7 protein-coding genes and 1 pseudogene are annotated in these 13,577 nt (G+C 66.8%); 3 read left to right on the plus strand and 5 right to left on the minus strand.

The window, feature by feature from the left end; all coding sequences use genetic code 11:
• Window positions 1-119: 119 nt before the first annotated feature.
• Window positions 120-818: pseudogene (locus tag ACNJYB_RS02220) on the minus strand (hypothetical protein).
• A 184-nt stretch (window positions 819-1,002) separates the two neighbouring features.
• Between ACNJYB_RS02220 and ACNJYB_RS02225 the strand changes: the two are divergent.
• Together ACNJYB_RS02225 and ACNJYB_RS02230 are read left to right on the plus strand one after the other, a co-directional pair.
• Window positions 1,003-1,983, plus strand: a complete 981-nt coding sequence (locus tag ACNJYB_RS02225) for a LysM peptidoglycan-binding domain-containing protein (RefSeq protein WP_439372498.1) — start codon at window positions 1,003-1,005, stop codon at window positions 1,981-1,983.
• Between the two features lie 181 nt (window positions 1,984-2,164).
• Window positions 2,165-3,433, plus strand: a complete 1,269-nt coding sequence (locus tag ACNJYB_RS02230; RefSeq protein WP_439375777.1) for a Spy/CpxP family protein refolding chaperone — start codon at window positions 2,165-2,167, stop codon at window positions 3,431-3,433.
• A 327-nt stretch (window positions 3,434-3,760) separates the two neighbouring features.
• Here the strand turns inward: ACNJYB_RS02230 and ACNJYB_RS02235 are convergent, their stop codons facing one another.
• Both ACNJYB_RS02235 and ACNJYB_RS02240 read right to left on the minus strand, forming a co-directional pair.
• Window positions 3,761-6,211, minus strand: coding sequence for an adenylate/guanylate cyclase domain-containing protein (locus ACNJYB_RS02235; RefSeq protein WP_439372499.1), 2,451 nt, complete (start codon window positions 6,209-6,211; stop codon window positions 3,761-3,763).
• Between the two features lie 211 nt (window positions 6,212-6,422).
• Window positions 6,423-8,486 (minus strand): AsmA family protein, encoded by a 2,064-nt coding sequence (locus tag ACNJYB_RS02240; RefSeq protein ID WP_439372500.1) that lies wholly within the window; start codon window positions 8,484-8,486, stop codon window positions 6,423-6,425.
• A gap of 235 nt (window positions 8,487-8,721) precedes the next feature.
• Here ACNJYB_RS02240 and ACNJYB_RS02245 point away from each other — a divergent pair, with 235 nt between their 5' ends.
• Window positions 8,722-9,396, plus strand: coding sequence for a Crp/Fnr family transcriptional regulator (locus tag ACNJYB_RS02245; RefSeq protein ID WP_439372501.1), 675 nt, complete (start codon window positions 8,722-8,724; stop codon window positions 9,394-9,396).
• Between the two features lie 70 nt (window positions 9,397-9,466).
• On the opposite strand, the gene ACNJYB_RS02250 is transcribed toward ACNJYB_RS02245, so the two are convergent.
• Together ACNJYB_RS02250 and ACNJYB_RS02255 are read right to left on the minus strand one after the other, a co-directional pair.
• Window positions 9,467-12,610 carry an efflux RND transporter permease subunit gene (locus ACNJYB_RS02250; protein WP_439372502.1) on the minus strand — a complete coding sequence of 1,048 codons (3,144 nt, stop codon included), beginning with the start codon at window positions 12,608-12,610 and terminating at the stop codon, window positions 9,467-9,469.
• On the minus strand, window positions 12,610-13,539 hold the full coding sequence (locus tag ACNJYB_RS02255) for an efflux RND transporter periplasmic adaptor subunit (protein WP_439372503.1): 930 nt from the start codon (window positions 13,537-13,539) through the stop codon (window positions 12,610-12,612). The genes ACNJYB_RS02250 and ACNJYB_RS02255 overlap by 1 nt, the downstream gene beginning before the upstream one ends.
• Window positions 13,540-13,577: the final 38 nt, after the last annotated feature.

The following is a 13,577-nucleotide window of genomic DNA, read 5'->3' on the forward strand; positions in this document are numbered from 1 at the left end:
CAAGGGCGCGCGCTCTTCGCGCGACGTGCCCACCTTCCGCAGAAGCTGAAGAGGTGGGCACGCTTCCGCGCTTGCTCTTCGAGCTATGGCGGACAGTCGGTTTACCGACGAAGCCGGCTCTACCGCTTGATCTCCCAGTTCAGCGCTTCCGCATTGCCCTTGGCGAACATCGCCGGGACGTCGAACTTGCCGGTCTTGAGGTCATAACGGCATTTCCAATCCGCCAATCCCTTCACCGCGACATTCTTCGGATGCTTGTCCATCTCGCCCGACAGCGAGATCAGGAGGTAGCGGTTGTTGGGCCAGTCGACGCCGAGCCAGCGATAGGCATCTTCGGTGCCCTTCATTAAATTGGCCGAGATGTGATAGTCGAGCTTCATGTTCTTCGTATCGGGCCGGCTGTGAAAGTAGGCCCAGGCGAGATCGCTGAGCGATCTCTTCGTCGCGTTCACGAAGGCGCCGTTCTCGAAGTGGTAGAGAAAAAGATCCTGCGAGCCCGAACCGGTCTTCTGCATGCGTACCAGCCATTGCGAGTCACTGGTGAAGCGGAAGCCGGCGCCAAAGCCCTGCTCGGGCTTCAACTCCGTCATCTGATCGCCGCGCCGCGCCCAGGCCTGCCATTTGACGCCGAAAAGGTCTTCACTGTCCTTCATGTACTACTGCTCGAGCCTGGTGGCGCCGTCGGGCGAGGTGAAGGCGAGGTCGGCATTGTCCGTGAGAACGAACCCCGGCGGCGGGCCGGAGGCCGCGAGTGCGGGGGAGGCGGCGAGCATCAGGGCGAGCGCCAGCCATGGCGCGGGGCGAAACAATGCGGTCACGGGAAAGCCCTCGAAACATAGCCGCAGAGCGGCCTCGCTGATTGGACGCGGAAAGGGCCGTGCCGGTTCATCCGCACCGCGCCCGGAGCGTTGGCCAATCATCCCTTTGAGCGACTTGCTGCCGGAGCCAAATCGGCGCAATTTGCCGTCATTGGCTGATTTGCCAGCAAGGATTCGACCTCCGATGTTGACCGCAACCAAGGCCCTCATTGCGTTCTGCCTGCTCGCATTGGTCGGCACCGTCCTTGTGATCGGTCCGGCCGAACTGCGCCGGCTGTTGCCGGGCGGATCGGGCACCGAGAGCGCTGTCGCCGCGAAGCCCGAGGCCAAGGCCATGGTGGCCGCAAAGCCTGAGGCCAAGCTCGAGGCCAAACCCGAAGAACCGAAGCTCGCCGCAGAGTCCGCGCCGTCTCCGTCGAAGCCCGTGGCCGAAACCCAGAAGCAGGTCACGGCCGCGCTCGCCGATCTCGCGCCGGTCAAGCCGTCAACGGCCGCGACCGACGCCGGACCCCGCTTCGACGTCGCCCGCGTCGACGATCATGGCGAAGCGGCGGTGATCGCGGGCCAGGCCGCGCCGGGGTCCAAGGTCGAGCTGCTGCGCGACGGCCAGCCGCTTCATTCGGTCATGGCCGATGCGTCGGGCCAGTTCGTCATGACGCCGCCGCAGCTTCCCGCCGGCAGCTACGAGCTGGCGCTGCGCGCCAGGGCGCCCGATGGCACCGTCACGCAGTCCAGCCGGACCATGCCGGTGACGATCGCGGAAATCGCGCCGCCGCCCGCGCGCCCCGCGCCGGTTGCGAAGCAGGCCGACAAGGTGGACGACAAATCGGACGTGGTGGCGTCGCTGCCGTCGGCCGCACCGCACCTGGCGTCAACGTCTCCCGCGGTTCGGCCCAGGATGATGGGTGCGGCAAAGCCAAGCGCCATGGCGCGGGCGCCTACGGTCGCATCGGCCTCGCCGGCCGACGCCCTCAGCGCCGTACCGACTGAAGCGGGCGGCACCCGGGTGATCTCCCGCGGCGACAGCCTTTGGGCGCTCAGCCGGCTCGCTTATGGCGACGGTGCGCGCTACGCAGTGATCTTCAAGGCCAACCGCGACAAGATCCACAATCCGAACCTAATCTACCCAGGCCAGACCTTCGTGTTGCCGCAGAAGCCGCAGTAAGCGTGGTCTCTCCTCTCCCTCTCGCCGCAAGCGGGCAGGGTTAGCGCGGCTCCCGGCGACGCTTCGCCTGTCCACTCCGGAACATTTGGTTCCCTCGCGCGTCATTGTGGATGAGGCGCATTGTGCTTCGTGCGGGAGGGAGGGCCAGGACGTGGCCAGGTCAGCACTCAGATCGGCGATCATGTCGGGACGCATGGGACTGGTGCTCGCCGGCGCGACTCTCCTGATTGCGGCAGTGCTGCTGCCGAATACGGCGCAGGCCCAGTTCGGATTGCGCGGCGGTCCGCTCGGCGTCGCGCGCTTCGCCGTTGGTCACGTGATCGGTCTGTCGCGCCTGCGCCATGCCCGCATGGCGGTGCGGGGCGGCCGCTACCGCTCTGCCGCGTTGCGCTCGCAGGATCCGCGCGGCGCCGAGCGGCGCCAGCCCGCCAATCCCTACATCCTGCGTGCGGCACTCACGGCGCAAGCTGCGCTGTCGGGCTGGCGCGGTGGCCGCAGCCCGCAGGGCTGGTGGCGTCACCCCGACGGCAGTTATGGCTGGGCCGGCCCGGTGTTCTGGCCGTTCGCATATGACGATCTCGCCAATGCAGTCATCTTCGGCGACAGCACCAGCCTCTCGCTTTATGGCTATGGCGACATCTATGCCGCGCTCTTCTCGCCCTATGCCGCCACCGAGCTCGCCGCCTACACCGCGCCGCAAGGCAGGCGCGCACGCAAGGTCCCCTCGCTCGAGAGCATTTGCGACGCCAGCGACACCGGTGGCCTGCCCGTCGATCGCATCGCTGCGACTGTGGCCCCCAACGAGCTGCAGCGCGTCGCGCTCGACGAGCTCGCCGCCGCCTGGAATGCAGCGCGCGACACCATCCGCACGGCCTGTCCGGCGCAGGCGCCCGCGACCGCGTCGGAGCGTCTCGGCCTGATGCGCGAGCGCATCGCGGCCATGATCAAGGCGACGGATGCGATCGAAGCGCCGCTCGCGAAGTTTGCAGCTCTCCTCAGCGACGACCAGAAAGCCAGGCTCAACGCCCTCGCCAATGATCGTCGCGCTGCGATGGCGTCTCGCCAGCCCAAGGACGCGCAGGCTGCGGCCGCTTGCCAGCCGGACTACGATCCCCGCTACGATGAAAAGGCGCAGCGCCAGTATGAGCAGCTCGTGCAGCAGCAATGGCCCGCGGACGAGATTGCGTCCACGCTCCGCCTCGACGAGATCGCCCGCGCCCGCTTTGAGGTGCTTCAGGACACCACGCTGCGAACCATGGAAACACTGAGCGCCTGCCCGGCAGAGGTCGCCGCGACACCGCTGGCCCGCCTCGCGGCCGTGAAGGCGCGGCTGGCGACGATGCTGCAGGCCGTGAACGGCGTCGCTGATGCGGTCGACGATTTCGAGGCCGATCTGAGCGACGAGCAGAAGGCGCGCTTCGAGGCGATCGGGCCGAAGCGGGGGGCGTGATCACCCGCACGCCCAGTCGAACTTCATGTCGTTGAAGTCGAGCTGCGCGTTGCCGCTACCGGCTCATCTCCGGCGCCGTCTGGCACGGCCGCATGGTGCCGCCGAGATGGTTGCGGGCGTGGTCCTTTCCAGTCGTGCAGGCGGAAATTATCGCGGCTCGCCGCGCCGCGCATCTCTTCGCGGAGAGATGTGGTTCGTGGGGAGGTGGAAGACGATACCCGCCGGTGTTTTGCCCGACGGGTCAAATCACGCCAGCGCCCGCGCAAGCCATTGATTCCACAGCACCCGTCTACTTTGCATGGGGTTGTTTTCGCGCTTTTGTTTCGGCTATCCCCGCCGGCGCGCCGCCGCGGCAGCATCCACCACGTTCTGGACTTCCTCGCGCCAGGACAAAATCTCCATCGCCAGCACCGGGTGATTGAAGCCCTTGAGCTGGAGATCGTCGAGCGCGCGGGCCTCGACCCAGGGCTCGACCATGCCGTAGACGCGGCGGCTGACCACGATCTGGTTGGGCTTGGCTTCGCTGCAGAGGCGGGAGGCGAGGTTGGTGACGCTGCCGATCGCGGCATATTCCAGCCGCTGCTCGAAGCCGACCTGGCCGAGCGTCGCATAGCCAAGCGCGATGCCGATGCCAAAGCCCAGGCTATGCCCGCGGTTGCGCCAGCGCTCGGTCAGCGGGCCGATGGTGTCGCGCATCTCCACCGCCATCTTCACCGCGCGCTGGGTGTGGTCTTCGAACTGGATCGGCGCGTTGAACAGGATCATCACGCCGTCGCCGGCATATTTGTCGAGCGTGCCTTCGTATTTGAAGATCAGCTTGCCGAGCGCGGCGTGATATTCGCGCAGCACGTTCATCGCCTCTTCCGGCTCGGTCGCTTCCGTGAAGGCGGTGAAGCCGCGCAGGTCGCAGAACACGACCGTGACCTCGCGGCGCTGGCTGGTGAGCAGCCCCTCGGAACTGTCGGAGGAGGCGATCAGCTGCGCCACCTGCGGCGCCAGGAAACGTTCGAGCTTGCGGATGCGCTCGATCTCGCCGAGCTGGGTCTTGACGCGCTCCTCCAGCGACTTGTTCCAGTCCTTGAGCTGCTCGGTCTGCTGCTTGAGCTTGTCGGCCTGGGCGCGCACGGTCTCGTGCGCCGCCTCCAGCGCGTGGCTCTTGTGATCGACCTCGGTGAACAGCCGCGCATTGCGCATCGCCAGCACCGCCTGGTTGGCGAAGGTGCGCATCAATCCGATGAGGCTGCCGGCGAACTCGCCACTGGGGCGTCGCAGCACCACCAGCGAGCCGAGCGTGCCCTGCTGGTCGACCAGCGGCACCACCAGCACCGAGTGGAAGCCGGCCGCGATCGCGGCGTCGCGCAGCGGCTGCTCGGCCGCATGGTCGAGATGGGCGATCGCGATCGGCTCGCCGCTATTGGCGGCCTCGCTCAGGATGTTGTCGCCTTCATCGATCGAGACATGGGCGCCCTCGGCCGATCTGTCGATGCCGCCTGCCTCGACCAGGTTGAAGCGTCGCGTCTCGGCGTCATAGCCGTAGATCAGCACCGCATCGGCATGGGTGATCTCGATCGCGCGGGTCGCGATCGTGGGCAGCACGGCGTTGAGATCCAGCGAGGACGAGAGCGCGCGGCCGACCTCTTCCAGCACCTTGAGCTCGTTGATCGACTGCGCTAGATCGCGGGTGCGCTCCTCGACCTTGGTCTCGAGGCTCGAATAGATTTCCTGGAGTTGCGTGGCCATGCGGTTGAACTGACCCGCGAGGTCTTCCAGCTCGTCGGAGGTGTGCACGTCGATGCGGTGGCTGAAGTCGCCTTCGCCGAGCTTGTGCGCGCCGTCGCGCAATGCGGTGATCGGGATGATCATGCGGCGGGCGAGCAGCGTGCCGGCAAGGATCGCGACCATCAGGCCCATGCCGATCAGAAGCGCGACGCGCACCAGCTGGTCGCGGATCGGCGTCAATGCCTGCGTGGTCGGCTGCTCGAACATCACGCTCCAGCCGAGTTTCGGCACGGTGCTCCCAGCTGTCAGCACCGCATGCCCGTTGAAGTCGGTGCCCGACATCTCGGACGCGCGGCCCGGCGAAATCGCGGCCGCCACCTGCGGCAGCTTCGACAAATCCTTGCCGACATCGGGGCCCTTGGCGGACGTCGCCAGTACGCGGCCGCGCGGATCGATCACATAGGCGAAGGCGGCTTTGCCGACCTGGGCGTCGGACAGGAAGTCGGAGAGAAAGCTGAGGTCGATCTCGGCGACCGTGACGCCGGCGTTGAAGCCCGAATGCGCCACCGAGATCGACATGAACGGCGTCCGGTCGGAGAACCAGGCCGGCGCGTAGCTGACGCCGCGCGCGACGGTGTCGGTGAAGCGCATGTCGCGGGACAGATCGGCATTGCCGCCGGTCGTGGTCGACTGCCGCGAGACGCGCAGCACCTCGCGGCCGTCGCCATTGAGCTGGAATAGCTGGTTGACGACCGAGACCTGGTGCAGCAGCTGGGCGTAATCGGCGCGGCGCTTCTCGAGCGTGTCCTGGCTCGCCCGCGTCACCCAGCTGATCTGGCGCTCGAGCTCGGAGATCGACTGTTCGATCCGCCGGGCCGCGGCCTGCGCCTTGTCCTCAAGCCCGCCCGTCAGCTGCGTCTTGGTGGCCCGATAGGAGATCCAGGTCTCCATCGCGCCGTTGACGGCCAGCACGAACACGACGAGGCCGACGAGGGAGACGACGTATTTGGCGAACAGGCCCTCGCGCAGAAACCTTGTCTTGTCGTTCGCCCCAGCCATCCGGATCCTCTCGCGCCGTCGCCGCTGGCGCTACGGGCCGCGCAGCCCGATGCCCCTTCTACCACAATTTGGGCCGGCGGACGGGTGGACCGCCGGCGTGGTTACCCGTTGTGGGCGCCGGGATGGGCCGAAGGGTGGTGAATTGTCGCAGCCTCATCCGTTCCGAGGAACCAGCAAAACGGGAAGCCGATGTAGGGGGCTCGGCGTAACATCATCGATTGAAGAGCTGCCGCAGCACGTCGTTCATCGGCTGGCTGTCCTGCTGCGCCACCGGCGGGTCCGCTTGGGCGGGGGGCGCGGGCGAAGCCTGCGGCGCCGGTTCGGGCGGTGTTGCCGGCAGGCCGCGGCTACGGCCGGTGCCCGTTGCGGTGCCAGTGCCTGTTCCTGCTCCACTGGAGAGCCCCTTCTGGATCAGATTGCCGATCGCCTCGCCGAGAGGACCGCCGAGCAGGTTATTCTGTCCCGGTTGCTGGACCTGCGGATTCGCATTGCCGGTTGCATTGTCGCCCGGCGCGGTGGCGCTGCCGAGACCCAGGCTTCCCAATATATTGCCGAGCCCGGCGCCGTCTGGCCCGAACAGGCCCTTGCCCATCTCGCGCAGCTTGGCATAGGCGGCGTCCGGATTGTCGAGCATGCCGGCCATGTCGGGGTAGATCTTCGGCTGCGACCAGCTGCCCTGGATCATCACGGGGATGCCGAAGCCGACCGGGTCGGAGGTGCGGCCCTGGCCTTCGGTCGTCATCACCAGCTTGGGCTCGACGCGGAAGCCCATCATCTTGGTGTCGAGCGCAATGGTGCCGGCGCCGGTAACGCGCACCAGCGGCCCGATCAGATTGAGATCGGTCGTCACCGCCTGGCCCTTGTCGATGCGGAAGGAGGCCGAGAGCTGCGACAGATCCGTGCTCTGCTCCTGGCCGCCGTTCTGGTTATCCTGCCAGCCGGACAACGTGCCCGTCGTCAGGGAGCGGATCATCTGCGCGACATTGATGCCGCGGATGGCGCCGTCCTCGAAATTGACGAAGGCCGTGCCCTGCATGTTCGCCATCAGCGCGCGCTGGCTGGTGCCGGCGCTGCGCAGGGCGAGCTTGGCCTGCAGCTTGCCGTCGATCCGGTCGAATTCGGCGAGCCCCTGCAGCAGCGGCAGCGCGCGCACGCCGACGATGTCGGAATGCATGGCAAAGCTCGGCGCGCCGGTGGTCGCATCCAGGATCACCTCGCCCGAGACCTGGCCGCCATAGGCGCCGAGATTGGCGGTGCCGGCCTTCAGCACGCCGCCGGCGAGCTTTGCGTCAAGCGCCAGCGGCGCGATGCGCGCATCGCCGATCACGGCCTCGTTCGCCGAGATCCTGATTTGGGCATCGACGTAATTGAGCCCGGACACGTCGATCGGCGCACTGCTCCATGGCTGTCCCGACCCGCCGTCAGGCGTTTTCGCCAGCGGGATCGCGAGGCGCTGGAAATCGAGATCGACCTTGACCAGTGGCTTGCTCGCGATGTCGACCGAAGCCCAGCCGTTGAAGGCGCCGTCGCCGAGCCTGCCGCTCACGCCGTTGATCATCACGACATCGCCATTGAGCCGCATCTCGGCATGGCCGGCGAGCTGGGACTTCAGCACGTCCGGCATGTCGATGGCGAAATCCACCGGAACGGTCGGCCGCTCGGCAGGCTGCGTCGGCGTCGCCGCCTTGATATCGAACTTGGTCGGGTGATCGCCGACGCGCGCGGTGCCGGTGATGTCAACCTTGCGGTCGCGCCGGACGACGGCGTTGGCGTTGATGGTGCTGATGCGGCTCTCGACGCGTTCGCGCACGCGCGCAAACGCGACCTCGCCGTCGATGATCTTGACGCGGTCGATGGTCGCACCGGCGGTGTCGAGCGCGATCGGCTTCGTCGCGGCCCCGGCGTTCGGCAGGCGCTCGCGCAGCAGCGGCTGGTAGAGCACGGGATGGGTCACGACGAGCTCGCTGATCCCAGGGGTGCCCGACCACACGCTGGAGAGCGACATGTCGGCCTGCACGCTGTCGACGGTGAGACGCGTGATGCCGCTGCGATCCTTTGGGTCCTGGAGCGTGAGGTCGTTCAGCGTGACGTTCAGCGTCGGCCACAGGCTGATTTTCGTGGCGCCATCGATCGAGAGGCGATAGCCGGTCGCGTTCTCGACGCGGGCGGCAATCGTCGAGGTCAGGAAGCCCGAGGGGATTCCGACCACGAGCAGAAGCGCGATCACGATGATGATGGCGGCGACCGCGGCGCCGGCGAATTTCACTGCTCTCATGTCGACTTTCCAACGACGGACGAACGGCGCCGAACCCGGCCGCTCACCCGTCCCTTGCACGTGAGTTTATCCCCGGACGGGAAGCCGCTCCAAGCGGTCAAAAATTGTCAGGGGGTGCTGCAAAGTTATGTGACTTATGACACACTTCTCCGGCGCGGTTTCACGCAAAACTGATGCCGATGGTTCCAAGCGATTTGCCGGCGAAAATGACAAGCAAATTCACGAGGACGTTGAAATGAGCAAACAGGCCGAATTTGCGGTCATCCTGAAGATGAACCCGATGTTCGCCGATCTCGGCGCGGACGAGCTCCAGCGGCTGTCCAATCTCTGCCACACCCAGCATCTGGCGAATGGCGAGGTGCTGTTCCAGAAGGGCGATCCCGGGGATGCGCTGTTCGGCGTGCGCCGCGGCCAGGTCCGCATCGAGACCGGCGCCTCCGATGGCAGCCGGCTGACGCTCAATTTCATGGGGCCCGGCGATCTGTTCGGCGAGGTCGCGGTGCTGGACGGGCAGGACCGTACGGCGGACGCGACCGCAGGCGAAGCCAGCGAATTGTTCGTGCTGCGACGCGAAGACTTTCTCGGCTTCCTAGAGCGCGAGCCGAAGGTCGCGATCAAGATCATCGCGCTCTTGTGCCAGCGCATCCGCTGGCAGAGCGAGCGCATGGAAGAGTCCATGCTGCAGCCGCTGCCGGTGCGCCTGGCGCGGCGGCTCTGCGCGCTCGCCGCCGATTTCGGCTCGGAGGTGCACATCTCTCAGGAGCAGCTCGGCGTCTTCGTCGGCGCCGCCCGCGAGAGCGTCAACCGCCAGCTCCAGGCCTGGCGCAAGGAAGCCATCCTCGATCTCCAGCGCGGCCGGATATTGCTGCGGAACATGACGAAGCTGACCGCGATCGCGCGGAACGAGTAAGGTGGCTGAGTTGCGTAATGCAACGTCAGTAACTCAGATCGCGGGCACGGGGCGCCGCCCATCGCAGAGCCTACTCCGCCGCCGGGTGCACGATGTTCTTCGGCCGCGCCTCCGCAGGCGCAGCCCCATGATGCTCCGTGGTCGCCACATCCTCACTGTGCACGATCAGCCGCTTGCCAAAACGCCAGATCAGGGCGCCGAGATCGTCCATCACCATGAACATCGCGGGCACGAACACCAGCGACAGGACGGTCGAGAAGAGCAGGCCTCCGATCACCGCGAGCGCCATCGGCGAGCGGAACTCGCCGCCGGCGCCGACCGCGAGCGCGCTCGGCATCATGCCTGCGGCCATCGCGATCGTGGTCATCACGATCGGGCGGGCGCGCTTCATGCCGGCGTCGATCATGGCCTCCTCGCGCGGCTTGCCGTCGCGGATCGCTTCGATCGCGAACTCCACCAGCATGATCGCGTTTTTGGTGACGATGCCCATCAGCATCAGGATGCCGATCCACACCGGGGTCGTGAGCTGCTTGCCGGTGATGAGCAGGGCGGCGATGGCGCCGCCGATCGAGAGCGGCAGGGAGAACAGGATGGTGATCGGCTGCAGGAAGGTGCCGAACAGCAGCACCAGCACGGCATAGACCATCATCAGGCCCGCCGTGATCGCGGTGGCGAAGCCGTCGGACAATTCGTTCAGGCTTTCGGCGTCGCCTGACGGAGAGACCTTCACGCTCTTCGGCAAGGTCTTCATCACCGGCAGGTCGTAGATCTTCTTGGTGGCATCGCCGAGCGCGGCGGAGCCGACGAGGTCGGCTGCGACCGTTGCCTGGCGCTCGCGGTCGTAGCGGTTGATGCTGGTCGGACCCTGGTCGAGCTTGACGTCGGCGATCACCGAGAGCGGCACGCCGCCCTTCTCGCCGCGCTCGCCGAGCGGCACGCGCAATTGCTCGAGCGTCTTCAGATTGCCGCGCGCGGCGTCCTCGAGCTGCACCCGGATCGGCACCAGACGGTCGCCGACGTCGAACTTGGCGAGCGCGGGCCCGACGTCGCCGATGGTGGCGACGCGGATGGTCTGCGACAGGCTTTCGGTGGAGACGCCGAGGCGCGCGGCGAGATCGGCGCGCGGCTCGATGCGCAGCTCGGGCCGCTCCAGCGTGGTTTCCGAGATCACGTTCGAGATGGTCGGAATCCGCTTCATCTGCGTCGCGAGCTCGCTGGCGACGTTGTTGACGATGTTGGCGTCGACGCCGGTCACGACCAGCGAGATCGCGCGCAGGCCGTTCTCGTCGAGGAACCAGAAGCGGATGTCCGGAATGTTCTCCAGCTCCTGGCTGATCGAGAATTCCAGCTCGCGCTGGGTGATGTCGCGGTCGGCCTTGGGCGTGTAGTTGATGATCAGGGCGGCGCGGCGGACCTCCTGGGTGCCGGGCGGAACGCGGCCGCCGTCGACGAAGATGCTCTTCACCTCGGGCCGCTTGCGCAGCCGGGCGACGATGTCCTCGGTGACCTTCTCGGTATAGGCGAGCTGGGTACCCGGCGGCAGCTCGAGCGCCAGCAGCGAGCGCGCGCTGTCCTGCGCGGGCAGGAAGCCCTGCGGCAGCAGCGTGATGCTCCAGATCGAGGCGGCGAAGATGCCGAAGCCGATCAGCACCGTGATGAAATAGTGCTTCACCGACCAGGCCACGATCCCATGATAGGACCGCAAGATGCGGCCGGGCGGCGGCTCCTCGTGATGGCCATGCTTGAGGAAGTAGGCGGCCAGCACCGGCGTGACGAAGCGCGCGGCGAGCAGCGAGAAGAACACCTGCACCGAGACGGTGATGCCGAACTGCTTGAAGAACTGCCCGGCGATGCCGGACATGAAGCTCGCGGGCGCGAAGATCGCGATGATCGTGAGCGAGATCGCGATCACCGCGAGGCCGATCTCGTCGGCCGCTTCCAGCGCGGCACGATAGGGCGATTTGCCCATGTTCATGTGCCGGACGATGTTCTCGATCTCGACGATGGCGTCGTCGACGAGGATACCCGTCGACAGCGTGATGGCGAGGAAGCTGACGAGGTTGAGCGAGAAGCCGAGCAGGTCCATCGCCCAGAACGCCGGGAAGATCGACAGCGGCAGCGAGATCGCGGCGATGATGGTGGCGCGCAGGTCGCGCAGGAACAGCAGCACGATGACGACGGCGAGGATGGCGCCCTCGAACAGGGTGGAGATCGCCGCTTCGTAATTGCCGTTGGTGTAGTCGACCGAGGTGTCGATCAGCTTGAGGTCGACGTCGGGATAGGCCGCCTTGAGCGCGTCGATGCGCTTCTGCACGGCGGCGGCGACCTTCACGTCGCTGGCGCCCTTGGAGCGCTTGATGCCGAGCGCGACCACCGGCTCGCCGTTGAAGCGGGCGAAGGTGCGGCGGTCGGCGATGGTGTCGGTGACGGTGCCGAGATCATCGAGCCGCACCTCGCCGCCGCCGAACAGCGGAACCATGGTGCCGGCGAGGTCGCCCAGCGTCTTGGCGCCGGCGAGGGTGCGGATCGCCTGGTCGTTCTTGCCGATCTCGGCGCGGCCGCCGGCGACGTCGACATTGGTGCCGCGCAGGCTCTGGCTGACATTGACCGCGGTCAGTCCCATCGCCTGCAGGCGGTCGGGATCGAGCGAGACGAGGATTTCGCGCTCGACACCGCCGATGCGCTCGACCTGGGCGACGCCGCGCACGCCCTGCAGCGCGCGCTTGACCACGTCGTCGACGAAATAGGAGAGCTGCTCCGGCGTCTTGCCGGGCGAGATCGCTGCATAGGTGACGATCGGCAGGCCGATCACGTCGACGCGCTGGATCAGCGGCTCGGTGACGTTCTGCGGCAGGTTCGAGCGCACGCGCGTCACCGCGTCCTTGACGTCGTTGAGCGCGCGATCGGTGTTGGTCTCCAGCGCGAACTGGATGGTGGTCAGCGACAGGCCGTCGGTGATCGACGATGTGATGTGCCTGACGCCCTCGACGCCGGAGACCGCGTCTTCGATGGTCTTGGTGACCTGGGATTCGAGCTCGGCGGGCGCCGCGCCGAACTGCGACACCGCGACCGAGATCACGGGGATGTCGGCCGAGGGCAGCCGCGTTACCGCGAGCTTCACGAAGGAGGTCCAGCCGAGCACCAGAAGGATGATCGAAAAGACGACCGACGGCAGCGGATGTCGGATCGACCATGCCGAAATATTGAGAGCCATCAGCGTACCCGCGTGCGATCGAGTTCATCGGCGAACATGGTCTTGATCTGGTCGCCGTCATGGAGCGAAGAGCCGGCGTCGGCCACGACGATTTCGCCGACCTCGAGCCCTTCCAGGATTTCGGTCGCGGTGTCGGACGACAGTCCGACCCGCACCTTGCGCGTCTCGACCGTGTTGCCTTTGACGACCTGCACGGTGCGATGGTCGATGGCGGTCTTGGGGACCGCGACGCCGCAGCTTCGCTTGGCGTCGATCGAGGCGCGCGCGAACACGCCGACCTTCAGCGAGGGATTGTTGGTGACGCTGATGCGGACGCGGCCGAGCTGCGTGGCGCGGTCGATCTCGGGCGCGACCAGCCGTACCCGCCCGATCAGATCGGGCGCGTCGTCGCGGCTGATGCGCACGGTCGCGCCGGGACTGAGCTTGGGCATGTGGACCGCCGGAACCTGAGCGTCGAGCTCGATCTCGTTGTTGACGGCGATGCGGAACATCGGGCCGGCCTGTGGGGAGGCGGGCGCGCCGACGATGGTGCGGACCTCGGTGACGAGACCCGGCGCAGGCGCCTTCAGCGGGATCGGGCCTTGCGGGCCGGGCCGCTGCGGCTGGCCCGGAATCTGCGGCGGCGCGGTCAGGCGCGCCAGTTCCTGGTTGTCGGTGACCAGAGTACCTTCGGTGACGAAGAGGTCGGTGACCTTGGAGCCTTCCTGGTCGGCGATCACCACTGCTTCGCGGCGCGGCACGAAGAAGCCGGTCACCCGCACGAGGTCGGAGAAGCAGGCATTGGTCGACTTCGTCACGATGACGAGCGCCGTGCTCGGCGTCTCCTTCACCTCGGGGCGGCGCCGATGCTCGAACAGATAATAGCCGACGCCAAGGGCCACGACGAAGGCCACGGTTCCGGCTGGCTTGAGATATTCGGAGAGGTTCATCGCCGGATCATCCTGGCCTGGCTCACGGCCGTCCGCAC

This window comes from Bradyrhizobium sp. SMVTL-02 (assembly GCF_051853005.1).
In the GTDB taxonomy this organism is placed as follows: Bacteria; Pseudomonadota; Alphaproteobacteria; order Rhizobiales; family Xanthobacteraceae; genus Bradyrhizobium.